Annotated in this window: 15 protein-coding genes and 2 pseudogenes; 7 read left to right on the forward strand and 10 right to left on the reverse strand. The window is 48.2% G+C overall.

What is annotated here, in order from left to right; genetic code table 11:
* Positions 1-3 precede the first annotated feature (3 nt).
* The gene (locus tag G7Y45_RS17550; RefSeq protein WP_022011283.1) at positions 4-1,449 is read right to left on the reverse strand and encodes a carbon starvation protein A; all 1,446 of its coding nucleotides are present in this window, start codon (positions 1,447-1,449) and stop codon (positions 4-6) included.
* Between the two features lie 250 nt (positions 1,450-1,699).
* On the opposite strand from G7Y45_RS17550, the gene G7Y45_RS17555 reads away from it, so the two are divergent.
* Both G7Y45_RS17555 and G7Y45_RS17560 read left to right on the forward strand, forming a co-directional pair.
* Positions 1,700-3,217: a glycoside hydrolase family 10 protein gene (locus G7Y45_RS17555; protein WP_022011284.1), complete on the forward strand. Its 1,518-nt coding sequence runs from the start codon at positions 1,700-1,702 to the stop codon at positions 3,215-3,217.
* Between the two features lie 82 nt (positions 3,218-3,299).
* A complete protein-coding gene (locus G7Y45_RS17560; protein WP_165015711.1) occupies positions 3,300-5,570 on the forward strand; it encodes an ATP-binding protein in 2,271 nt (756 codons plus the stop codon).
* An 8-nt stretch (positions 5,571-5,578) separates the two neighbouring features.
* Here G7Y45_RS17560 and G7Y45_RS17565 read toward each other — a convergent pair whose 3' ends face one another.
* Complete coding sequence (locus tag G7Y45_RS17565; protein WP_032535696.1) at positions 5,579-6,760, reverse strand: hypothetical protein; 1,182 nt, start codon at positions 6,758-6,760, stop codon at positions 5,579-5,581.
* A gap of 769 nt (positions 6,761-7,529) precedes the next feature.
* Between G7Y45_RS17565 and G7Y45_RS17570 the strand changes: the two genes are divergently transcribed.
* The 5 genes from G7Y45_RS17570 to G7Y45_RS17590 all read left to right on the forward strand — a co-directional run bounded on the left by G7Y45_RS17570 (position 7,530) and on the right by G7Y45_RS17590 (position 14,125).
* Complete coding sequence (locus G7Y45_RS17570; protein WP_165015586.1) at positions 7,530-8,708, forward strand: ATP-binding protein; 1,179 nt, start codon at positions 7,530-7,532, stop codon at positions 8,706-8,708.
* 18 nt (positions 8,709-8,726) lie between these two features.
* Positions 8,727-9,305, forward strand: a complete 579-nt coding sequence (locus tag G7Y45_RS17575) for a DUF4870 domain-containing protein (RefSeq protein ID WP_032529961.1) — start codon at positions 8,727-8,729, stop codon at positions 9,303-9,305.
* A 14-nt stretch (positions 9,306-9,319) separates the two neighbouring features.
* The gene (locus G7Y45_RS17580) at positions 9,320-9,829 is read left to right on the forward strand and encodes a DUF4870 domain-containing protein (RefSeq protein ID WP_005821240.1); all 510 of its coding nucleotides are present in this window, start codon (positions 9,320-9,322) and stop codon (positions 9,827-9,829) included.
* A 36-nt stretch (positions 9,830-9,865) separates the two neighbouring features.
* The gene (gene nifJ / locus G7Y45_RS17585; protein ID WP_005807720.1) at positions 9,866-13,420 is read left to right on the forward strand and encodes a pyruvate:ferredoxin (flavodoxin) oxidoreductase; all 3,555 of its coding nucleotides are present in this window, start codon (positions 9,866-9,868) and stop codon (positions 13,418-13,420) included.
* A gap of 201 nt (positions 13,421-13,621) precedes the next feature.
* Entirely contained in the window at positions 13,622-14,125 is a 504-nt protein-coding gene (locus tag G7Y45_RS17590; RefSeq protein ID WP_165015583.1) for a GNAT family N-acetyltransferase, read from the forward strand.
* A 41-nt stretch (positions 14,126-14,166) separates the two neighbouring features.
* Here G7Y45_RS17590 and G7Y45_RS17595 read toward each other — a convergent pair whose 3' ends face one another.
* From G7Y45_RS17595 to G7Y45_RS17625, 8 genes and pseudogenes are all read right to left on the reverse strand, one after another.
* Complete coding sequence (locus G7Y45_RS17595; protein ID WP_165015580.1) at positions 14,167-15,024, reverse strand: glycine betaine ABC transporter substrate-binding protein; 858 nt, start codon at positions 15,022-15,024, stop codon at positions 14,167-14,169.
* Positions 15,025-15,042: 18 nt separating this feature from the next.
* Positions 15,043-15,867, reverse strand: a complete 825-nt coding sequence (locus G7Y45_RS17600; protein ID WP_005780712.1) for a proline/glycine betaine ABC transporter permease — start codon at positions 15,865-15,867, stop codon at positions 15,043-15,045.
* Positions 15,864-17,090 (reverse strand): glycine betaine/L-proline ABC transporter ATP-binding protein, encoded by a 1,227-nt coding sequence (locus G7Y45_RS17605; RefSeq protein WP_005807723.1) that lies wholly within the window; start codon positions 17,088-17,090, stop codon positions 15,864-15,866. Before G7Y45_RS17605 ends, G7Y45_RS17600 begins: the two co-directional genes overlap by 4 nt.
* Before the next feature lie 341 nt (positions 17,091-17,431).
* The gene (locus tag G7Y45_RS17610; RefSeq protein WP_022011291.1) at positions 17,432-17,767 is read right to left on the reverse strand and encodes an MGMT family protein; all 336 of its coding nucleotides are present in this window, start codon (positions 17,765-17,767) and stop codon (positions 17,432-17,434) included.
* A gap of 30 nt (positions 17,768-17,797) precedes the next feature.
* A pseudogene (locus tag G7Y45_RS20170) lies at positions 17,798-18,562 on the reverse strand (response regulator); the annotation flags it as partial.
* A gap of 90 nt (positions 18,563-18,652) precedes the next feature.
* A pseudogene (locus G7Y45_RS17615) lies at positions 18,653-20,521 on the reverse strand (substrate-binding domain-containing protein); the annotation flags it as partial.
* A gap of 256 nt (positions 20,522-20,777) precedes the next feature.
* Positions 20,778-21,668, reverse strand: a complete 891-nt coding sequence (locus G7Y45_RS17620) for a carbohydrate kinase (protein ID WP_005780717.1) — start codon at positions 21,666-21,668, stop codon at positions 20,778-20,780.
* Between the two features lie 172 nt (positions 21,669-21,840).
* Positions 21,841-23,007, reverse strand: coding sequence for an MFS transporter (locus G7Y45_RS17625; RefSeq protein ID WP_005780718.1), 1,167 nt, complete (start codon positions 23,005-23,007; stop codon positions 21,841-21,843).
* Positions 23,008-23,026 lie beyond the last annotated feature (19 nt).

Raw genomic sequence — 23,026 nt, forward strand, 5'->3', positions numbered from 1 at the left:
GTGTTAATTATGTAATAACTTCTTCAACTCCTGATTCGAGTTAAATCTATTTTTCCAAACAGCAAACCAAACGGCCGCCCCCAGCGTGCAAATACCTCCTATCGCATACGAAACGGCGTGTGACAATCCCAATCCTTCGGGAGCAATGCAAATATAAGTGGAGCAGACAGCTGTCATGAACAGGGCCGGAACCAGCGTCAATCCATACATCTTACGGGCACACGCCAGATAGACCGTAATGGCCCAGAGGGTAAATACCGACAAGGTCTGGTTGGCCCAGGCAAAGTAGCGCCAGATCATGTCGAATCCGTCCTTATCACGCAAACTATAAAGCAGCAGCCCGATGGCGGCAACAAACATCGGGACACAAATATACAAACGGCGGCGAATGCTTTTTTGTTCCAGTTTCAGGAAATCGGCAACAATCAGACGTGCCGAACGAAACGCGGTGTCGCCCGACGTAATAGGAGCAGCAATCACCCCCAGAATGGCAAGCACGCCACCCACTGCACCGAGCCACCCTTTCGTGATGGCATCCACAATGACAGAAGCGTTGTTTTCCTCCATACCATGCTCACGATAAAAATAAGTGGCGGCAGCGGCCCAGATCAAGGCGACGATTCCCTCGGTAATCATGGCACCGTAGAATACGGGACGGCCATGACGCTCGGAAGTCATGCAACGGGCCATCAACGGGCTTTGTGTAGCATGAAATCCGGAGATGGCTCCACAGGCGATACTGACAAACATGATTGGAAAAATAGGCAATGCGGCTGCATCCGGATGGGTATTCTGCAATCCGTCCCACAACTCGGGGAGCGCCGGATGATGGACATAGAGCATCACAAGGATGCCCACTGCCATAAACAGCAAAGCTACGGCAAACAGGGGATATATCTTTCCGATGATTTTATCGACCGGCAGCAATGTGGCGAGAATATAATAGATGAATACGACAATGATCCAGAAGGTGGTATCGAGGCTGTCGGGAGTGAGCTTTGCCAGCAGTCCGGCCGGACCTGCCACAAAGACGGCACCTACCAGGATCATCAGGATGACGGTGAAACCGCGCATCACCTGCTTGGTGGTCAGCCCCAGGTAGCGGCCGACAATTTCGGGTAAGCTCTCACCTCCGTTGCGAAGTGAAAGCATACCGGCAAAGTAGTCGTGCGTGGCACCGGCAAAGATGCTTCCCAGCACAATCCACAGGTAAGAAGCCGTACCGAACTTTGCGCCCATAATAGCTCCGAAGATGGGGCCGAGACCGGCTATATTCAGAAATTGAATCATAAAAATCTTCCAGGTGGGGAGAGGGATATAATCCACTCCGTCGGCATGTGTCAGTGCCGGGGTCTTTCGGTCGTCGGGGCCAAAGACACGCTCCACCAATCGTCCGTAAATGAAGTAACCTGCAACCAATGCCAGCAGGCAAATTGTAAATGTAATCATGGCGTGTTGAATTGTTAATCAGCGCAAATGTAACATAATCTGTGGAAACTACACAACTTTACAAAGGGTTTTGCTAACTTTGCGGAAGTTGTGTCGGAACTCTTTCACCACGGAGTAGCACAGAGTATCACAGAGTTTTCACTAATAATCAACAACTTAAAATCGTCTCTGTGTTACTCTGTGTCCTCTGTGGTGAGTTTTGACAGCCCCAGTTTAGAATTCTGTGGTGAACATCAAAACCATTATATTTATGAATACCATCTATAAAAGCCATAACGACTCTTTCTCAGTGAAAAAGAGAGCCGGAAGAGGAACATCCCTCCTCTTTCTTTTTCTCCTCTCCTTACTTCCGCTCCATGCGCAGACCTCCCCGAAACACGAGGTACGGGCTGCCTGGATCACTGCCGTCTACGGACTGGACTGGCCACGCACCAAAGCAACCACTCCCGCAGGCATCCGGCGGCAGAAGGAGGAGCTGATCGACATCCTCGACCGCCTGAAAGAAGCCAACTTTAATACAGTCCTTTTCCAGACACGTACCCGTGGAGATGTACTCTACCGTTCGGACATTGAACCTTTTAACTCCATACTGACCGGCAAGGTCGGCGGCGATCCCGGATACGACCCTTTGGCCTTCGCCATCGAAGAGTGCCACAAACGGGGTATGGAGTGTCATGCCTGGATGGTGACCATCCCACTTGGAGGCAAGAGACACGTAGCCTCACTCGGCAAACAATCGGTAACCAAACGCCAGCGGGACATCTGCGTGCCTTATAAAAACGAATATTTCCTCAACCCCGGACATCCCGCCACCAAAGAGTATCTGATGAAGTTGGTACGTGAAGTGGTCAGCCGCTACGACGTGGACGGAGTTCACTTCGACTACCTCCGCTATCCCGAAAACGCGCCCCGCTTCCCGGACAGTTACGACTTCCGCCGCTACGGTAAAGGACGTTCGCTGGCACAATGGCGCCGTGACAACCTGACGGACATTGTGCGTTACATCTATAACGGAGTGAAAGCCATGAAGCCCTGGGTGAAGGTGAGCACCTGTCCGGTAGGGAAATACCGCGACACGTCACGATACTCCTCCAAAGGCTGGAATGCTTTTTTCACCGTCTACCAGGATCCTCAGGGATGGCTGGGCGAGGGCATTCAAGACCAGATCTACCCGATGATGTATTTCCGCGGCAACGGCTTCTACCCCTTTGCGCTCGACTGGCAGGAGCAAAGCAACGGACGCCACATCGTGCCCGGGCTGGGAATCTACTTCCTTCATCCCGACGAGGGTAACTGGACCTCCGAAGAAGTGGAACGCCAGATACATTTCATCCGCGCCAACCACTTGGCAGGCGAAGCGCATTATCGGGTAAAGTACCTGATGGACAATACCCAGGAAGTATACGACATACTCCGGGAGCAGTTCTATCAATATCCGGCACTGCAACCGCCCATGCCGTGGATCGACAACGCGGCTCCTACCGCACCGTCGGAACTAAATGTAGTTTCCACCGGCGACGGATATACCCGGCTCAGCTGGAAAGCTGCCACGGATAATGACAGACAGAATGCACCGATGTACATAATTTACGCTTCGGACACCTATCCGGTGGACATTACGAACCCGGAAAACATTCTTGTACAAAACCTGCGGGACACGCACTACACCTATGCTCCCATCCGTCCGTGGATGGCCCGGAAGTATTTTGCCGTCACGGCAGTGGACCGCTGCGGGAATGAAAGTGAGGCGACACAAGGAGAAAAATGACATTTTTTTTAATGATACAATTTAATACACTATCTTTGCAAAACAAACAACGAATCAAACAAACAAACCATCAAAACATTGAATTAAAAGTATGCGGTTCATCCTATTATTTATAAGTTGCTATATCACCATATTTTTACTCACAGCATGCTCTTTCGAAGAAGAACGACGGATATTGGTAATCCACTCTTATGAAAACGATTATCAAGGATACGCAGAATACAATAAACTGATAAAAAAGGAGTTCTCAAAAGCCCGTATACCGGTGAAACTCTCTTTCTTTTATCTAAATTGTGAACGCTATAACGAACCACAAGAAATAAAACGAATCAACCTTTTCATGGATTCTATTGCCAAATGGAAACCCGAAATCATTCTTGTGAATGATGATCAAGCCACTTATTCGTTACTGAAAAGCCACAATCCCATATTAAAAGAAATACCCATCGTGTTTTCCGGAGTCAACTATCCCAATTGGGAACTGATAAAGCAGTATGATAATGTGACCGGATTTGAAGACAAGATAGATTTTAGCAAAAACCTGAAAATGATAAAAAGGCTAACCGGTATAACTAATATTTACACGATATTGGATTATACTTTTTTAGACCGGAAAATCAGAAACCACATCAACTGTCAATTAGAGTCAACTGATATCATATCCAACTTAGACTGGCATCTGGACAAACAGGCATCATGGAAAGAAACTCACAAAGGTAACATAGTATTTACCGCCCTATCTGCACGCAAAATATCCGAGGAACAAACTGAAGACCCAACAAACGGTGCAGACTTTTTATGGGCTATCGGTAAATACAGCAAAATGCCTTATCTACAAACCAAATTAGACTATACGACGCTCACGATGGCATCTTTTTCTACCCAGATGCGCTTTACAGCCATCAATGAGCTTTTTGACTGCGGATATAATTTTCTGGGCGGATACATGACTCCGAGCCACATTCAGGCACAAGAATCTGTCCATGCAGCAGTGCAGATCCTTAGAGGGAAAAACATCACTGACATGTCTATCCAAGAAAGCTCCAAAGGATATTTTATCGACTGGAACGTCATGCAAAAAGAGGGTATGACCATTGCAGACATCCCCAATGAATATACCATCATCAATATTCCCTTTAAAGCCCTGCATCCCGTCCTTTGGTGGTCCGGTTTATTGGGTAGTATCTTTTTTATTCTCGGCCTGCTGTCAGGCATCACCTACTTGTATTGGCGTGAAACCCAAAAGAAGCGTTCCATCCTCTATGAATTGGAAGATGAAAAAGAATCATTGGCACTGGCAGTGGAAGGAAGCGACACTTATGCGTGGCGGTTAAAAAACAACATGATGGTATTTGAAAATGCATTCTGGAAAAACTTAGACATAACTCCCCGCCCATTGACGATTCAGGAGTTCCTCTCTTTTGTAGATGCCGAATATCTGTCCGCAGCACAATTCCTTTTGGCAAAGAACGCCATCAGCAGCAAACACTTCATAAAGCTGAAATGTGATTTCAACGGGAAGGGGTATCAATGGTGGGAACTTCGATGCAGTACCATGGAAAGCGCTTTGGGAGGACAGAAGACCACGGGACTTTTATTGAACATAGAAGATTATAAAAAACGGGAACAAGAACTGATAGAAGCACGTAAGATGGCGGAGAAAGCAGAGCTCAAAGAGTCTTTCCTGGCCAACATGAGCCATGAAATACGTACACCATTAAACGCTATCGTCGGATTTTCCACCCTGCTTGCTTCTCCTGATGATACAGACATCTCGCAAGAAGAAAAAGACCTGTATGTGGAAACCATCCACCGCAACAACGAACTGCTGCTGAAACTTGTCAATGATATATTGGAAATATCCCGGATTGAATCCGGCTACATGTCATTCAAATACGACGATTATCCGCTGGCTACTCTTATCAACGATACTTACCAGACCCATAAGGTTCTAGTTTCTCAAAATATCAATTTCATACTGGAAGAGAGTGGCGAAGACATTATCGTGCATCTTGACAAAGACCGATTGATTCAGGTTATCACCAACCTCTTAAACAATGCTGTAAAATTCACTCAGGAAGGCTATATAAAACTGGGTTGGAAGTACCTTTCGCAGAATGAAGAAGTTGAAATTTATGTTGAAGATAGCGGAATAGGCATTCCGCAGTCCGAACAGAAAATGATATTCAACCGCTTCTACAAACAGAACGAATTCGCGCAAGGAACAGGACTGGGACTCTCCATCTGCAAAGTTATAGTAGAAAAACTTCAGGGAAGACTGTCATTACAGTCGATAGCAGGTGTAGGAAGCCGCTTCTCCATTTTCTTTTCCTGCAAAAAGCAATCCTTATAAACTCCGTCTCAGTCCTCCACAAGGATATATGCCCGGTAACGGCTCGTCTTCAGGACGGGGACCAATGGCAGATACCCCTTCACCACCCGGCCTTCTTCCGTATGCAGCGGGTGCCCGGCCTTCATCGCATTGTGTTCCTGCAATGCCTGCCCGTCGGATGGATAATAAGAGACACGAAACACCCCCGAAGCCCCGGATTGTACATAACGGTCGTATATCAGGCGGGACACAAGCCCCATATTCATGCGCAAATTGATTTCCACACAAGGATGGATGCGAAACGCCGGAAGAGCCCCGCACCGGCAAATCATCATATCTACTCCCAGATAACCGGCATACTCCGTTCCTAAAGAGACGGACAATCGTCTTTGCAGCTCTTCCCGAAGCCGACGTAAAGCCGCCACAGGCACATAAGCCGACAATCTTCGTTCAATCTCCACATCGGACAGCAACCGGTTTCCTTCGTAAGCTCCACCAGCGTTGGTACGGAACAAAGAGTATCCGGCAAAAGTAATCCGCCCCTTTCCGTCCGAATAAAACTCCATGGCAAAATCTTCTACCTTATTATATACAGGTTCACCGACAACTCCTCCCTGCTGCTCTATAACCCGGGCACACCAACGCTCTATCAGAGGAGTGAACACTCCCTTGCACCAGTTCAGCCCTTTACCGCTTCCGGACAAGGGGGCTTTGAGCAGACAGCGTTCCAGACTCTCTACAAATGCTCGGCAATCGGACAAAGCGGTTAGGTAACAAGACTCTCCACAAAACGCTTCATCCACTTGCAGACCGGACAACAACTTCACGGCTTGCAAACGATGGGACAGATTGCGCAACCGCCCTATATCCTCCACCGAAGGTACCGCAGCATCAGGTACTCCCAATGAAAGCAGACGTTTCCGGAGTGCCGGATTCCATCCCCAGGGAACCACCGAACGTACTTCCGAAAAATCTTCGGCCTGGGTTCTCAAAGATGCGGGAAGCGGAAATAAGTCGAGCATCTCTTCCAGAAAAGACTGATTATAGGCAGACGGAGCAAGCACACCGCACGGCCCGTCCGTAAACCATACGGGGAGCAACGCCAACTCTTCCGCCATCCGGCGGGCGGAGGCAGGCGGCATATAATTGACTTCGCCACTGGCAAGAGCCAGATCCTGATCGGGATTAAACAAGTAAAGCAGATTCGACATTAGCATCAATTAATTAAACAGAATTCATCCGGATGCAGAGACTTGTACGAGTGACAGCAACGAACAGTTACGTGTTTTTTCACCCTAAGATACATCCATGCCCGGGGATAGAAACTATCATTTAATTCCTTAAACGTATCGTCACCTGTCCTTTTGTTGCCATTTCCGGTTTTTCACTTACAAACCCTTTGTTCTCCAAGAAGCAACTAACATTAAAACCGGGAAATTTCCTGCAAATATATGCACAAAAACGCATATAAAACCGAGAAACAAGCCATTTTCTGCGGGGCAAACCGTCACTTTCCGCCAGGCAAAGACTTCACTTCCCCCGGGAAAAGACTTCACTTCTCCGGAGCAAAGCCTTCACATCTCCCGGAGTGACGATTGACAGCCCATCAACAAAGGCTCTTCTCCCCTTCCCCGACTCTATTTCCTCTCTCTCGACGAAGCATTTCAAACTAACAAAAGAAACCCTTTTTCAAAGAAATACCGGCATAAACTACCGAAAATGAAAAACTATATTTATATTTGCAAGCAAACACTGAAGTAGACAAGCAAAAGCATAATTGCCCGATTGAACTGGCTGCGTTTTTTCAGAAGCAGCTTGCCGTTGACCCGAAATAACGCCTCTACCACCTATTAGGAATACCGTTTTGACAAAATGAAGCAAAAGATAAACTTGCTAAACGAAACTACAATTTTGCTATCTCTACTTTGCAATTTCTAAAAAAAGGCTTATATTTGCCCCCCGAAAAACCCAAGAAAAGAGATGGAAACATTCTACCGCACACATGCCTACCTTGTTGAGCACACCAATGCCCCGGTCCGCCGCGACTTGATGGACGAAATAAACTGGAGTGACCGACTGATTGGTATCAAAGGAACACGTGGCGTGGGAAAAACCACTTTCCTGCTTCAATACGCCAAAGAGAAATTCGGAACCGACCGTTCATGCCTCTTTATCAACATGAACAATTTCTATTTCTCCGGACACAGTATCGTCGACTTCGCCAATGAATTCCAGAAACGGGGCGGAAAGGTATTGCTGATCGACCAAGTATTCAAGCATCCCGACTGGAGCCGCGAATTGCGTATGTGCTACGACCGTTTCCCCAATCTGAAAATCGTATTCACCGGTTCATCCGTCATGCGCCTCAAAGAAGAGAATCTGGAGTTGCGCGACATTGTGAAGAGCTACAACCTCCGGGGCTTTTCGTTCCGCGAATTTCTGAACCTGCAAACAGGCATGAAATTCCGCCATTATACACTCGAAGAGATATTAAGCAGCCACGAACAGATAGCCAAGGGAGTACTTTCAAAGGTCCGCCCGTTGGATTATTTTCAAGACTACCTCCACCACGGTTTCTACCCCTTCTTCCTTGAGAAACGCAATTTCTCGGAGAATCTGCTCAAAACCATGAACATGATGGTAGAAGTAGATATCCTGCTTATTAAACAAATTGAGCTGAAATATCTCTCAAAGATAAAAAAATTATTATATTTGTTGGCTGTAGACGGGCCGAAGGCCCCAAACGTAAGCCAATTGGCAAGCGACATACAAACATCACGCGCCACGGTGATGAATTACATCAAATATCTGGCCGACGCACGACTGATCAACCTGGTCTATCCCAAAGGGGAAGAATTCCCCAAGAAACCATCGAAGATTATGCTGCACAACCCCAATCTGATGTATTCCATCTACCCTGTAAAGGTGGAAGAACAAGATGTGCTGGACACTTTCTTTGTAAACACGATGTGGAAAGACCATAAAGTGCACAAAGGTGACAAAAACACCTCGTTCATGGTAGACGAAGTGATGCCTTTCAAGATATGCTGCGAAGGGGTGAAGATCAAGAACAACCCCGGAGTGACGTATGCTTTGCATAAGGCCGAAATTGGCCGTGGCAACCAGATACCTCTCTGGATGTTCGGTTTTTTATATTAACATCTAATCTCAGTCATTATGGATTACGAAAAGCTTGAACAACTGAAACGCCTCCACGACAGCGGAGCGTTGAACGATGAAGAATTTGAAAAAGAAAAGAAAAAGATATTGGATGAAGAAGATGCGGGCAAACCCACAACCGTACTCCCCATGGGACTGACAGAAAATACTTATCTGGCACTGATGAACTTCGCCATGTTCATACCGTATGTAGGCTGGATTGCCCCCATTGTGCTTTGGATCATGGGCAAAGAAAGTTCCGCACCCGTCAACCGCCAAGGCAAATACATCCTGAACTGGTACATCAGCTGGTTTCTGTACAGCATCGTGCTGACGGTACTCTTCATCATATTCATGTTCAGCGGCATAGTATCCATAAGCGATATGAATTATGAAAACGACCAGAGTTCTCCATTGGCGGTCCTCTTGAGCATATTCGGCGGAGGAGCCGGAATTCTGCTTCTCCTGATACTCGGAGTAGGCTGTTTCCTGTGTCTGCTGTTCCCTATCATCGGAGGCATCAAAGGGCTGAACGGAAAAACATGGAAGTATCCGCTTTCCATACCGTTTTTTAAAGTCTCAGCTTCTGGCAACTAAAACAAGGACAGATTATGGATTACAAGAAATTGGAAGAATTAAACCGGTTGCGCCAATCAGGCGCATTGACCGACGAAGAGTTCGAACAGGAAAAACAAAAGATACTGAATGGTGAATCCCGTAAAGATACATTTGGCATTTCGGACAGCAGCTATCTGGGTTTGATAAACCTTCTGCTCCTGATACCGACATGGGGATGGATTGTTTCTATCGTCGCATGGATCATCGGCAGAGATAAATCGGAAGCCATCGCCATACAAGGAAGATACATCATCAACTGGCTGATCAGTTGGGCCATTTACATGATAATAGTAGGAATTACCCTTGCGGGAAACCTTTTTGGAGCCCTTATCGGCTCGTTGAGTTCCCCTTTAGGACTGTTAAGCGGTTCTTTCTTTACGCTAAGGGCATTACCTATTATCCTTTTATCAGCTGTTTTTTTTGTGTTCCCCATCATCGGAGGCATCAAAGGACTGAACGGAAAAACATGGAAGTATCCGCTTTCCATACCGTTTTTGAAATAAACAAATAAATTACTTACTTAAATATTATTTTTAGTTATGACTAAACAGAAGAAATTCATCACATGTGATGGTAACCAGGCTGCTGCGCATATCTCGTATATGTTTTCAGAAGTAGCTGCCATTTACCCCATCACTCCTTCTTCTACGATGGCTGAATACGTAGACGAATGGGCTGCCGCAGGACGTAAGAACATCTTCGGCGAAACAGTATTGGTACAGGAAATGCAATCTGAAGGTGGTGCGGCAGGTGCTGTTCACGGTTCTCTTCAGGCCGGTGCACTGACTACTACTTACACTGCTTCTCAGGGTCTTCTTTTGATGATCCCGAACATGTATAAGATTGCCGGTGAGTTCCTGCCTTGCGTATTCCACGTATCGGCCCGTACACTGGCTTCTCACGCACTGTGTATCTTCGGTGACCATCAGGACGTAATGTCTGCACGCCAGACAGGTTTCGCCATGTTGGCTGAAGGCTCTGTACAGGAAGTGATGGACTTGGCCGGTGTTGCACACCTTGCCACAATCAAAGCCCGCGTTCCTTTCATGAACTTCTTCGACGGTTTCCGTACTTCACACGAAATCCAGAAGATCGAAATGCTGGAAAACGAGGACCTCGCTCCGCTGGTTGACCAGGAAGCTCTTGCTGAATTCCGTGCCCGTGCGCTGAACCCGATGAATCCGGTTGCCCGTGGTATGGCCGAAAACCCTGACCACTTCTTCCAGCACCGCGAATCATGCAACAACTACTATGACGCTGTTCCTGCCATCGTTGAGGAATACATGAACGAGATTTCCAAGATCACAGGACGCAAATACGGTTTGTTCGACTACTACGGAGCCGAAGATGCAGAACGCGTAATCATCGCCATGGGTTCTGTAACCGAAGCTGCCCGCGAAGCTATCGACTACCTGACCAGCCAGGGCGAGAAAGTAGGTTTGGTTGCAGTTCACCTGTACCGTCCGTTCTCTGCCAAACATTTCATGGCTGCCGTACCTAAGACTGCCAAAACAATCGCAGTACTCGATCGTACAAAAGAACCGGGTGCTAACGGCGAACCTCTGTATCTGGATGTTAAAGACTGCTTCTATGGCACAGAAAATGCTCCGGTTATCGTAGGTGGTCGTTACGGTCTGGGTTCTAAAGACACTACTCCTGCCCAGATCATCGCCGTATTCAAGAATCTGGCTATGCCGATGCCGAAAAACCACTTTACTATCGGTATCGTAGACGACGTAACTTTCACATCTCTTCCTCAGGAAGCAGAAATCGCTTTGGGCGGCGACAGCATGTTCGAAGCTAAATTCTACGGTTTGGGTGCTGACGGTACGGTAGGTGCCAACAAAAACTCAGTGAAGATTATCGGTGACAACACTGATAAACACTGTCAGGCCTACTTCTCTTATGACTCTAAGAAGTCAGGAGGTTTCACTTGCTCTCACCTGCGCTTCGGTGACGACCCTATCCGTTCTACTTATCTGGTAAACACTCCGAACTTTGTGGCTTGCCACGTTCAGGCTTACCTGCATATGTATGACGTAACCCGTGGTTTGCGTAAGAACGGTTCGTTCTTGCTGAACACCATCTGGGAAGGCGAAGAACTGGCAAAGAACCTGCCTAACAAAGTGAAGAAATACTTTGCACAGAACAACATCTCTGTATATTATATCAACGCAACCCAGATTGCACAGGAAATCGGTTTGGGCAACCGCACCAACACCATCCTCCAGTCTGCTTTCTTCCGTATCACAGGCGTGATCCCCGTAGACCAGGCTGTAGAACAGATGAAGAAATTCATCGTGAAATCTTACGGTAAGAAGGGTGAAGACGTTGTGAACAAGAACTACGCAGCTGTTGACCGCGGTGGCGAATACAAGACTTTGGCTGTTGACCCGGCTTGGGCTAACCTGCCGGATGATGCTAAAGTTGAAAACAACGACCCGGCATTCATCAACGAAGTGGTTCGTCCGATCAACGCTCAGGACGGAGACCTGTTGCCTGTATCTGCATTCAAGGGCATCGAAGACGGAACCTGGTATCAGGGTACTTCGAAATACGAAAAACGCGGTGTAGCTGCTTTCGTACCGGAATGGAACGCAGAAAACTGTATCCAGTGTAACAAGTGTGCTTACGTTTGTCCTCACGCTTCTATCCGTCCGTTTGTACTCGACGCAGAAGAGCAGAAAGGTGCAAGCTTCGAACAACTGAAAGCTGTAGGCAAAGCATTCGACGGCATGACATTCCGTATCCAGGTTGACGTTCTCGACTGTCTGGGTTGCGGTAACTGTGCCGACATCTGTCCGGGCAACCCGAAGAAGGGTGGCAAGGCTCTGACTATGAAACACCTTGAAAGCCAGTTGGCTCAGGCTGATAACTGGACTTACTGTGCAGACAACGTGAAGAGCAAACAACACTTGGTAGACATCAAGGCTAACGTGAAGAACTCTCAGTTCGCTACTCCATTGTTCGAATTCTCGGGAGCTTGCTCAGGTTGCGGTGAAACTCCGTATGTGAAACTGATTTCTCAGTTGTACGGTGATCGCGAAATGGTTGCCAACGCTACCGGATGTTCTTCTATCTACTCAGGTTCAGTACCTTCAACTCCATATACAACAAACGCAAAAGGACACGGTCCGGCTTGGGCTAACTCACTGTTCGAAGACTTCTGCGAATTTGGTTTGGGTATGGAACTGGCTAACGAAAAGATGCGTGCACGTATCGTGAAGTTATTCAACGAAATCCTGGCAGCCGACAATGCTCCGGCTGAAGCTAAGGAAGTATTGAAAGCATGGATCGAAAACATGTACGATGCAGACAAGACCAAAGAACTGGCTCCGCAGATCGAAGCAATCATCGAACAAGGTATTGCGGCAGGTTGCCCGATCAGCAAAGAGCTGAAAGGTCTGACTCAATACTTGGTTAAACGCAGCCAGTGGATCATCGGTGGTGACGGTGCTTCTTACGATATCGGTTACGGTGGTCTCGACCACGTTATCGCTTCGGGTAAGGACGTTAACATTCTGGTTCTGGATACAGAGGTTTACTCTAACACAGGTGGTCAGTCTTCTAAAGCCACTCCGGTGGGCGCCATCGCTAAATTTGCCGCTTCCGGTAAACGCGTACGTAAGAAAGACCTCGGCCTGATGGCTACTACATACGGTTATGTATATGTTGCACAGATCGCTATGGGTGCTGACCAGGCTCAGACTCTGAAAGCTATCCGCGAAGCTGAAGCATATCCCGGACCGTCACTCATCATCGCTTACGCTCCGTGTATCAACCACGGTCTGAAAGCCGGTATGGGTAAGAGCCAGGAAGAAGAAGACAAGGCTGTTAAGTGCGGTTACTGGCACTTGTGGCGTTACAACCCGGCTCTGGAGGCTGAAGGCAAGAATCCGTTCACGCTGGATAGCAAAGAACCGAACTGGGATGACTTCAAAGGCTTCCTGAAAGGCGAAGTTCGTTACGCATCGGTTATGAAACAGTATCCTGCAGAAGCAGAAGAACTGTTCCAGGCTGCCGAGGACAACGCTAAGTGGCGTTACAACAACTACAAGCGTCTGGCCAACCAGGCTTGGGGTGTTGCTGAATGATCTTTGATCGGATAATATAACTCTCAAAGGGGGAAGGGACTAAAATAGGTTCTTTTCCCCTTTTTTGCCAAATAGAAATGAATAGGTTTCACCACAGATTACACAGATTAACACAGAACTCTTAATTCGATATATTGACGAGATAAATTATCAATCTGTGTTAATCCGTGTAATCTGTGGTGACCCCCAAACGGAATAATTATGAACATAACCATACGACCAACCCGACTTGAAGAACTCGACCAAGTGATGCCATTCTACGAACGTGCCCGCCGCTTTATGGCTGCCAATGGCAATGCCAACCAGTGGATCAACGGATACCCCGCTTCCGACGACATCCGGCAGGATATCGAAAACGGGGACAGTTATGTATTTGTAAATGAAAACCAAGAGTTAGAAGGCTGTTTTGCTTTCATCCGGGGAGAGGACCCCAACTATAAAGTTATCAAAGACGGCGCTTGGCTCAACGATGCCCCTTACGGGGTAATCCATCGCATCGCATCCGGCGGACGGGTAAAGGGATTGATGGACTTATGCCTGGAATGGTGTTCGTCCCACTGTCCGAACCTGCGTGTAGACACTCACCGTGACAATAAAGTTCTCCAAAACATTCTCTTAAAGAACGGTTTCACCTATTGTGGCATCATTTATGTGAAGAACGGTACGGAACGACTTGCCTACCAACGCATCGCCGTTACCCGATAGACAGAACTCAGAAGTTGGATTCCCGGACACACATATACCGCTTATGATTCAGGAATCCAGCTTTCTATCAGTTCCCGGTGTTCATCACGCCATTTTCGGACAAGGTCTTCTTCGTCCATCCGTGCATCTTTCAATGCTTTCATCAACGAACTGATCTCTTCTGTAGTGAATTTAATATTGCTGAAAAACTTTGCCGCAAAAGGATCTTTCTCCGTAAATCCTTTCCATCCGATGACATAGATAGATTCCACATTCCCATAAGTACCTTTCGGATCATGCAGGAACTTCAGGGGATAGCGGTCGAACATCCAATGCGGTGTCCATCCGGTGATGACGATCCACGATTCTTTATCCATGGCTTTCTGCAAGGAAGCCAACATGGTAGAGCTACTGGAAGTAAGCAACTTATATCCATCGAGCCCATAGTCCGCAATAGCCTTATCCGTAGTTTTCATAATGCCCGCTCCGGCATCGATCCCGACAATCTCGGAAGAGAATTGCCCTTTATGGGAAGCAAGTTCTCCGATTGAGTCGATACTGACGTACTGAGGCACTACCAGCCCGACCCTTGCACTGTCATATACCTCACCGATAAACTCGATCTGATCGCCATACTGATCCATGTAGTCTTTCATCGTCACAGGCAGCCAGGCATCCATAAACACATCCGCTTTCCGACGCGAAACCGACGCAAAGATGGGGGCCACATCCGCATTGAGCAGTTCTACCTCATACCCCTGCTCTTCCAGCACCACTTTGGCCAGATGACTCATGGCAATGCCCTCCAGCCAGTTGGCATAGGCGATGCTTATCTTCTTTTTCCCGGTATCCGGGTTACAGGCCGTACACATCACGGCCAGTAACAACAATAAACTTCCTATTATCCTATATTTCCGCATATCGATTCTTTCTCCTTTCTATTTTTTGTTCTTACGACGAACCATCCCTTGGGTAATCCGGTCCAAAATAATTGCCAGTATCACAACCGCTATACCTCCTTCAAAGCCCAAACCGATTTTCATCTGAGTAATACCCTTCAGAACGATTTCACCCAAGCCGCCTGCCGCAATCATAGCTGCAATGACAACCATAGAAAGAGACATCATAATCGTCTGGTTCACTCCGGTCAGGATAGTGGGCAAGGCCAGAGGCAACTGCACTTTATAAAGCAGCTGCCACCGGGTGGCCCCGAACGAACGCGAAGCCTCTACCACGTTCTTCGGTACCTGGCGAATGCCAAGTCCCGTCAGCCGAATCACCGGAGGCATTGCAAAGATGATGGTGGCAAACACTCCCGGCACCACCCCCAGCCCGAAAAACAGGACGGCAGGTATCAGGTAGACAAAGGCAGGCATGGTCTGCATCAGGTCCAGTATGGGGTGTATCACTTTCTCCGCACGGTTACTGTTTGCCGTCCACACCCCGATGGGCACCCCCACGATAAGGGCGAGACAGGTAGATGACAGTACCAGTGCCAATGTCTGCATAGTGGCCTCCCAAAAGCCCATACCGTAGATAAGCAGCAACCCTAAAAGGGTGAAAACCGCCACCCCGCGCCCGGCTTTCATCCATGCCAGCAACACCATTGCAGCAATGGTCAGATAAAAGGGGATACCAAACAAGATATGCTGAAACCCATTGATAAAACTGCCGATGCCCAGATTCAGCGCATCGAAAAAAGCGGAGAAGTGTATCATCATCCAGTTGATGAGTTCTTCAATATATTGTCCTATGTTGATCATAATTCTATTGCATTTTGAATGATTTCATTGATTTCCTGTTTGTTCTTTCCGGTCACTTCGAAAATGAGCGATGACAAGGGGACGACTCCCTGAAATTCACGGCCTTCGTTCACCACCCAGATAGGAGAATTGGTCTTGGTCATCAATGGCAGGATGTCTTCCAATATCGTATCTCCCAGCACCGAATGCACTTCTTCGCGAACAACCGACTCTATTGACTTCACCTGCTCTTTACGCAACCGGAGCAAATCCTTTAAACGCACCTCTCCCACCAACACATTGTTTGCATCTACCACAGGCAACACGGTCAGATTATGTTCGAACATTTTACGGATCAGAACTTCCGGCCCTTCTTTCTTCAACCGGGCCACGAGGGGTTTATCAACCATCACCGAAGCGGCGGTAATGATCTTGCTACGATCCACACTCTCCACGAAGCGTTCCACATAAGCATTCGCCGGCTCTGTCAGAATCTCCTCCGAAGTACCTACCTGCACCACTTCCCCATCCTTCATGATGGCAATCCGGTCACCCAGCTTGATGGCTTCATTCAAATCGTGAGTAATAAACACAATGGTCTTTTTCATTTTAGACTGTAAAGTCAGCAATTCATCCTGCATTTGTATACGGATCAAAGGATCGAGGGCAGAAAAAGCTTCATCCATCAGCAGCACTTCAGGATCGTTGGCCAGAGCACGGGCCAGCCCGACGCGTTGCTGCATCCCGCCGGACAGTTCGCTGACCATCTGATTCTCGTAACCTTTCAAACCCACCAACTGCATACTTTCCATCGCCCTGTGCTCACGTTCCTGTTTTTTCACTCCCTGCAGCTCCAGCCCGAAAGCTATGTTATGCAACACCGAACGATGGGGCAACAGTCCGAAATGCTGGAACACCATAGCCAGTTCTTTTCTCCGGATACGGAGCAGCTCTTTATCGGTAACATTCGAAATATCTCTTCCATTGATGATTACCTCACCGGAAGTAGGTTTTATCAATCGGTTGATACAACGCAGCAAAGTGGATTTCCCACTCCCCGAAAGTCCCATAATCACGAATATCTCTCCCTCCCGGACAGAGAGGTTTGCGTCTTTTACGGCAACCGTGCATCCGGTTTCCTTTAAGATCTCACTCTTGCTCTTTCCTTCTTTCAACATACGCAAAGCATGCTGCTTGTCGTTGCCAAAAATGAGATACAAGTCTTTAATCGTTATTTTACTCATACATAATAGGGTTTAGATTATTAAAAAACGGACCAGGCGGCCTACACACACGAAAACAAACACTTCTTTATAGTAAAAAAGTTGATACCGGAAAACAACGGTTGTGTTGTTCCCCCGGTCAAATATGATTTCTTAACCCGGTTATTACAGACAGGATTCCTGTCAACAGATAGTTACTATATCCCGAAAGTCAAATTCACATCCATACACAGGTATTACCCAAAGATGTGTGTACGGGCAATTAAATAAACAAGCCGAGCGTTCAAATAGTTCATCACATTATTTTCGATGAACACGCCGCATGTACATAAACTGCCACAAGAAAGCCGGCATCACCCCACTCAAATACTGTCGCTCTTCCACCTGTGAAGTTTAAGGTCGACACAACCGTTTTTTCGGAATGAAACACCTTCATCGGACAGCAGTTGCCGCTGTTCATCCCATCCGGGCACCAATCGCCCTATGGCATTGACTACCCGATGACAAGGAAGGCTTAAACCGGCAGGTACCTGCTTCAATGCACGCCCCACCATACGTGAATATTGCGGCATCCCGAGCAAAGCGGCAATATCACCATAAGTAACAACGCTACCGGCAGGAATTTCACGCACGACACTGTATACTTCATTGCAAAAAGTTTCGGACAAATTAGATTTATTTTCTTTATAATCTTTCATGGGTGTATCGCTTTTATGCAGCAGGTTCTTTTATAATCCGCTTCTTTTCAAAAACTCCGTCGGGCTTTCACCGAACTGTTCTTTGTAGCATTTCGTAAAGTAGGAAGGTGACGTAAAACCCACTTCATATCCAACCTCTGCTATCGTCATGTCCGAAGAGGCCAGCAGCGAAGCCGCTTTCTTAAGCCGTGCCATGCGAAGCAGTTCGTTCGGCGCAAAATTGGTGAGCGACTTGATCTTCCGGTAGAGCTGAACACGGCTCAGCCCCATCTCCTTGCCCAAATCTTCCACATTCAGTTCCGAATCACCCATCTTTGCTTCAATCAGGGACTTGAACCGTTCGACAAAATCTTTATCCATATCGCAGATATCCTCTTTGGCCAATGTCTGCCGGTCGCCAAAGAACTGCTTCATGCGCCGTCGCGACTCAATCAGATTGCGGATACGAGTCAGCAGCAACTGCGAACTAAAAGGCTTGGAAATATAAGAATCGGCTCCACCGGCATATCCCTGAATACGCTGCTCGTCAAGCGAACAAGCTGTCAGCAGGATCACGGGAATGTGGCAGGTCTGCAATTCCCCCTTCAACCGCCGACAACATTCGATACCATCAATCCCCGGCATCATCACATCGGAGATGATGACATCGGGAACATACTTCATCGCTTTACGGATTCCTTCGGTCCCGTCCGCAGCTTCGATGACGGAGTACTCCGAATTGAGTAATGTGTGCACATAAGCACGGATGTCAGCATTGTCGTCGACCACAAGTACAGAAGGTTTGGACGGATCATTGAAGTTCTCCGCTTCATCCTCCCGGAGCAGGTTATCCACCCGGTCCGGAGCAGATGCCTCCACCGGAGCAGATGCCACGCCGGTCTCCGCTTCGCATGTCCGCACCGGCAAATCGACGGTAAAGACAGTTCCCTGCCGTTCGTCGCTCTCCACCTCGATGATTCCGCCATGTATCTCGACAAACGCTTTTACCAGTGCCAGCCCGATACCGGAACCGGTATGATGCCTGTCGATCTTATAGAAACGGTCGAAGATGCTGCGGATATGTTCTGCCGAAATCAGACTCCCGGTATTGGCCACTGTAAAACGGAAGAAAGGAGTGCCCTCTTTCTGCAAAGCCGAAAGCCGGACAGTGACTTTACCATTCTCGGGGGTAAACTTGAACGCATTGCCCAACAGATTGAAGTAGATACGCTCCATCTTCTCAGCATCCGCCAGAGTGTGGTAATCGGCACCGGGCATGCTGTCGAACGAAAAATGGATATGCTTCCGCCGGGCGGCTGCCTGAAACGAATCGTTCCACTCTCCGAAGCACTGCAACAGGTTGAGCGGGACCGGGGTAAACTCCATCTTTCCCGTCTCGTATTTGCGAAAATCGAGTATCTGATTGACCAGACGCAACAGGATCTGTACGTTGCGCTGCACCAGCAACAGCATCCTGCGCCGGTCACCCTCCAATGACGGGTCGGCCAACAACTGCTCCACCGGATCGGCAACCAGAGTGAGAGGGGTGCGGAAGTCATGTGAAATGTTGGTAAAGAAAACCAGTTTGGCATGTGTGGCTTCCTCCAGTTGATGGGAAAGTTCTATCAGTTGGTCTCTCTGCTCTTCCAGTTGCTCCTTCTGGCGGGAAAGTTCCCGGTACAGGCGATTCTTGGAACGGAGAGATTTATACACGACAATCAACAATCCGACGATCAACAACAGGATGACAAAGCCCCCATACAGCACCACCTGCTGCGTGGCCACCCGCGAAAGATACGTCCCTACCCGGCTGTTGAGCGTCTCGATTTTTCCATCCAACTCGCTGATATGGGCTGTCTGCAATTCCATCACGTGCGCATTTACCGCGTCGACTACTGCTGTCTTCAGTTTTGTCTCCCGTTTAAAAGGTTTCTTTTGCAGAATATCCATCGCCAGCTGAACCACCTTGTCTCCTTCGGTGGGATAAATGAAGGTAGCATCCAGCACGCTGTCCAGTACCAGTTCCACTCCGTTACCCTTGCCGGGCAGAGCATCGATACCTACAAACAGCATCTCCTCCTCACGTCCCAGACGTCTGGCAGCCTGATAAGCACCGGCGGCCATACGGTCGTTCATCCCATACACGGCATCAATCTCCGGAAAACACTGCAAGAGGGAATCCATCTTTATTTCGGCAGGCTGCCTCAACCAACCCGCATCTTCCCGGGCAAGCAAGGTGATGCCCGGATACTGGCTGATGGCACTCATAAAGCCTTGGTGACGTTCGATGGCAGGAGTGGAACCGACAAGTCCGCTCAGTTCGACTACTTTTCCGCGCCCCTTCAGGCGATGGGCTATGTAATTGCCGACGGCTTTGCCCAACTCGTAATTGTCGGCTCCGATGTATGCGGTATATTTATCGGAAAGTATCCTGCGATCCACCATAATCACCGGAATACCTCTATCGAAGGCCTCCTCCACAACGGGAGTGAGAGCCATTCCCTCGTTGGCAGCCACAATAAGCAAGTCTACCTTCTGCCGGATGAAGTGACGTATATCTTCTATCTGTCGCCGGCTGTCGTCATTCGCCGTACGCGTCTCTACCTCTACGCCTCCGTAAAATAAGGCTTCGCGCTGTATCTCGTCATTCATCTTATGCCGCCAGGTATCATCGCTGCATTGCGACACGCCGATGACGTACCGGGGAGCATCATGGCTACACGAGACAAGCAGTCCCGACAAAACCAGCCCAAGTAAGAAAAGTACACGTTTCATGGTTGGTTATTACATAAAAGGTTCCGGAGGCAAATATAACAATTTCCCTCCGAAATCTTCCATCCGGCCGGTTTAAAACCAAGACGGATGTGTGTCAAAACTCACCACAGAGGACACAGAGTAACACAGAGATGATTTTAAATCGTTGGTTATTAAAAAGACTCTGTGATACTCCGTGATACTCTGTGGTGAAAAGAGTTATGACACATCCCCACGACTCTATCAACCAATCAATAACCCTATATAAACCAACACATTAATCATCTAAACGATTTCTCAGAGCATCCGGTAGTACGGGCATCGCACCGCTCTGTGTACACACGTAAGCCGACACTTCCACCGCCAGTTTGTGTGCCTCGGGTATACTCTTTCCTTTCAGAACAGATGAGCAGAAAGCTGCCGTGAACGAGTCACCTGCCCCCACGGTATCGGCAACCGGCACTTTCGGGGTTTCCTGGAAAGAGACCGCACCGGGGGTAAATACATAACTACCGTTCGTACCGCATGTCAGGATCAGCATCTTCAGGTTGTACTTGGCCAACAGAATCCAGCATTTATCCTGAAGGTCGATGCCCGGATAGCCGAACATACGGCTGATGGTAACCAGCTCCTCATCGTTAATCTTCAGCACGTTACACTTCAGGAAAGATTCGCGCAACACTTCCCTGGTATAGAAACTCTGGCGGAGATTGATATCGAATATTTTCAACTGTCCGTCCATGTCGGGCATGGTGTCGAGGAAGCGGTTGATGGTGGCGCGGCTCACCTCGTTGCGCTGTGCCAGCGAACCGAAACATACGGCCCGCGTGTTCAGTGCCAAACGCTTCAAATCGTCCGTGAAGGGGATATTGTCCCATGCTACGCCTTCCTTAATATCATAACACGGCACTCCTTCACCGTCAAGAGTCACCTGCACGGTTCCTGTCGGATAATTGACCCGCTCAAGCTGGTGCTTCAACTGTTTTTCCCGGAATACTTCCAGAATTTCATCTCCCAGCTCGTCATTTCCCACCGCACTGACCACACGGCTGTCAAAGCCAAACTGCGACACATGATAAGCAAAATTAGCCGGGGCTCCCCCGATTTTCTTTCCTTCGGGCAGCACATCCCAAAGTGCTTCGCCCATTCCTACGATTATATTGTTCATGGCATGAATTGGGAAGCCTCACCTCAGGAAGGTGTGTCGGAACTCGTATTCACCATAGATTACACAGATAAATATCCATTAGCTATCAACAGATTAAGTTCTCTCTGTGAAACTCTGTGGTGAATTATAACACACCCTCAAGGTTACCGCTTCATTATGGTTATTAAATAAATTACTTTCTGATTCTCAATGTATAGAACATCAAATAGAGTACCCCGACCGTCATCACGGCCACGGCTCCGCTCTGTCCCACTGCATCCGAAGCCACTCCCATTGCCAACGGGAAGATGGTTCCTCCGAAAAGTCCCATAATCATCAGGCCGGAAACCTCGTTCTTCTTGCCCGGCATATAAAGTAATGCCTGCGAGAAGATGATAGGAAATACATTGGAATTTCCAAACCCGATCAGGGCGATACAAACGTAAATCATCGTCTGATCCTGGAAAATAAACAACCCTGCCATAGCCGCCAGCATACACAACACGCTGATGGCGAAGAAGGTTTTGGCTGCCATCTTCTGCAAAACAAATGCCCCCAGAAAACAACCTGCCGTACGGAAGATGAAGTAGAGACTGGTTGCAAACCCGGCATCTGCCAGAGTCATGCCCAAACGTTCCATCAAAATCTTCGGTGCTGTGGTATTGGTGCCGACATCGATCCCGACATGACACATAATGCCCAGAAACGAGAGCAGGATGAAAGGTTTGCCCAGCAAAGCCAAACACTGCCCGAAAGTGGAGGGTTTACCCTCTTCAGGCTCCTCGGTGATCTGCGTGGCATTGAGCATCAGGATGGCAGCGACTGCCACCACCATGTAGATGGGGAACAGTACCCGCCAGCCTAAATCGAAGGTAGGGATAGCCTGCGTAGCTCCCCACATAGCGATGTAAGGGGCAAGGAAAGAGGCAATGGCCTTTACGAACTGCCCGAAAGTAAGGGTGCTTGCCAGGCGTTCACCGCTCACGATGTTGGAAAGCAGCGGATTGAGTGATGTCTGCATCAGTGCGTTGCCGATTCCGAGCAACGAGAAAGAAACCAACATCAGCAGATAGCTGTCGCCAAAGACAGGCAGCAGCAACGATGCAAAGGTGATCAGCAGACTAAGCAACACGGTCTTTTTACGCCCGATGCGGTTCATCAGCATTCCCGTAGGCACCGAGAAGATCAGAAACCAGAAGAACACGAGCGACGGAAAGATATTTGCCTGTGAATCCGTCAGTCCTAAATCTGCTTTCACATAGTTGGAGGCAATGCCCACCAAGTCTACGAATCCCATGGCGAAGAAGCAGAGCATCACCGGGATAAGTTTCATGTAAGAGTTGTTTTTGGTATTTTCCATGATATGTTAATTTAAAAAA

The organism is Bacteroides sp. ZJ-18 (genome assembly GCF_011038705.2).
Lineage (GTDB): Bacteria > Bacteroidota > Bacteroidia > Bacteroidales > Bacteroidaceae > Bacteroides > Bacteroides hominis.

Bases quoted from the DNA above. Each gene is read 5' to 3' on its own strand.
- G7Y45_RS17550 (WP_022011283.1), bottom strand. From the start codon at position 1,449: ATGATTACATTTACAATTTGCCTGCTGGCATTGGTTGCAGGTTACTTC.
- G7Y45_RS17555 (WP_022011284.1), top strand. From the start codon at position 1,700: ATGAATACCATCTATAAAAGCCATAACGACTCTTTCTCAGTGAAAAAG.
- G7Y45_RS17565 (WP_032535696.1), bottom strand. From the start codon at position 6,760: ATGTCGAATCTGCTTTACTTGTTTAATCCCGATCAGGATCTGGCTCTT.
- G7Y45_RS17570 (WP_165015586.1), top strand. From the start codon at position 7,530: ATGGAAACATTCTACCGCACACATGCCTACCTTGTTGAGCACACCAAT.
- G7Y45_RS17575 (WP_032529961.1), top strand. From the start codon at position 8,727: ATGGATTACGAAAAGCTTGAACAACTGAAACGCCTCCACGACAGCGGA.
- G7Y45_RS17580 (WP_005821240.1), top strand. From the start codon at position 9,320: ATGGATTACAAGAAATTGGAAGAATTAAACCGGTTGCGCCAATCAGGC.
- nifJ (WP_005807720.1), top strand. From the start codon at position 9,866: ATGACTAAACAGAAGAAATTCATCACATGTGATGGTAACCAGGCTGCT.
- G7Y45_RS17590 (WP_165015583.1), top strand. From the start codon at position 13,622: ATGAACATAACCATACGACCAACCCGACTTGAAGAACTCGACCAAGTG.
- G7Y45_RS17595 (WP_165015580.1), bottom strand. From the start codon at position 15,024: ATGCGGAAATATAGGATAATAGGAAGTTTATTGTTGTTACTGGCCGTG.
- G7Y45_RS17600 (WP_005780712.1), bottom strand. From the start codon at position 15,867: ATGATCAACATAGGACAATATATTGAAGAACTCATCAACTGGATGATG.
- G7Y45_RS17605 (WP_005807723.1), bottom strand. From the start codon at position 17,090: ATGAGTAAAATAACGATTAAAGACTTGTATCTCATTTTTGGCAACGAC.
- G7Y45_RS17610 (WP_022011291.1), bottom strand. From the start codon at position 17,767: ATGAAAGATTATAAAGAAAATAAATCTAATTTGTCCGAAACTTTTTGC.
- G7Y45_RS17620 (WP_005780717.1), bottom strand. From the start codon at position 21,668: ATGAACAATATAATCGTAGGAATGGGCGAAGCACTTTGGGATGTGCTG.
- G7Y45_RS17625 (WP_005780718.1), bottom strand. From the start codon at position 23,007: ATGGAAAATACCAAAAACAACTCTTACATGAAACTTATCCCGGTGATG.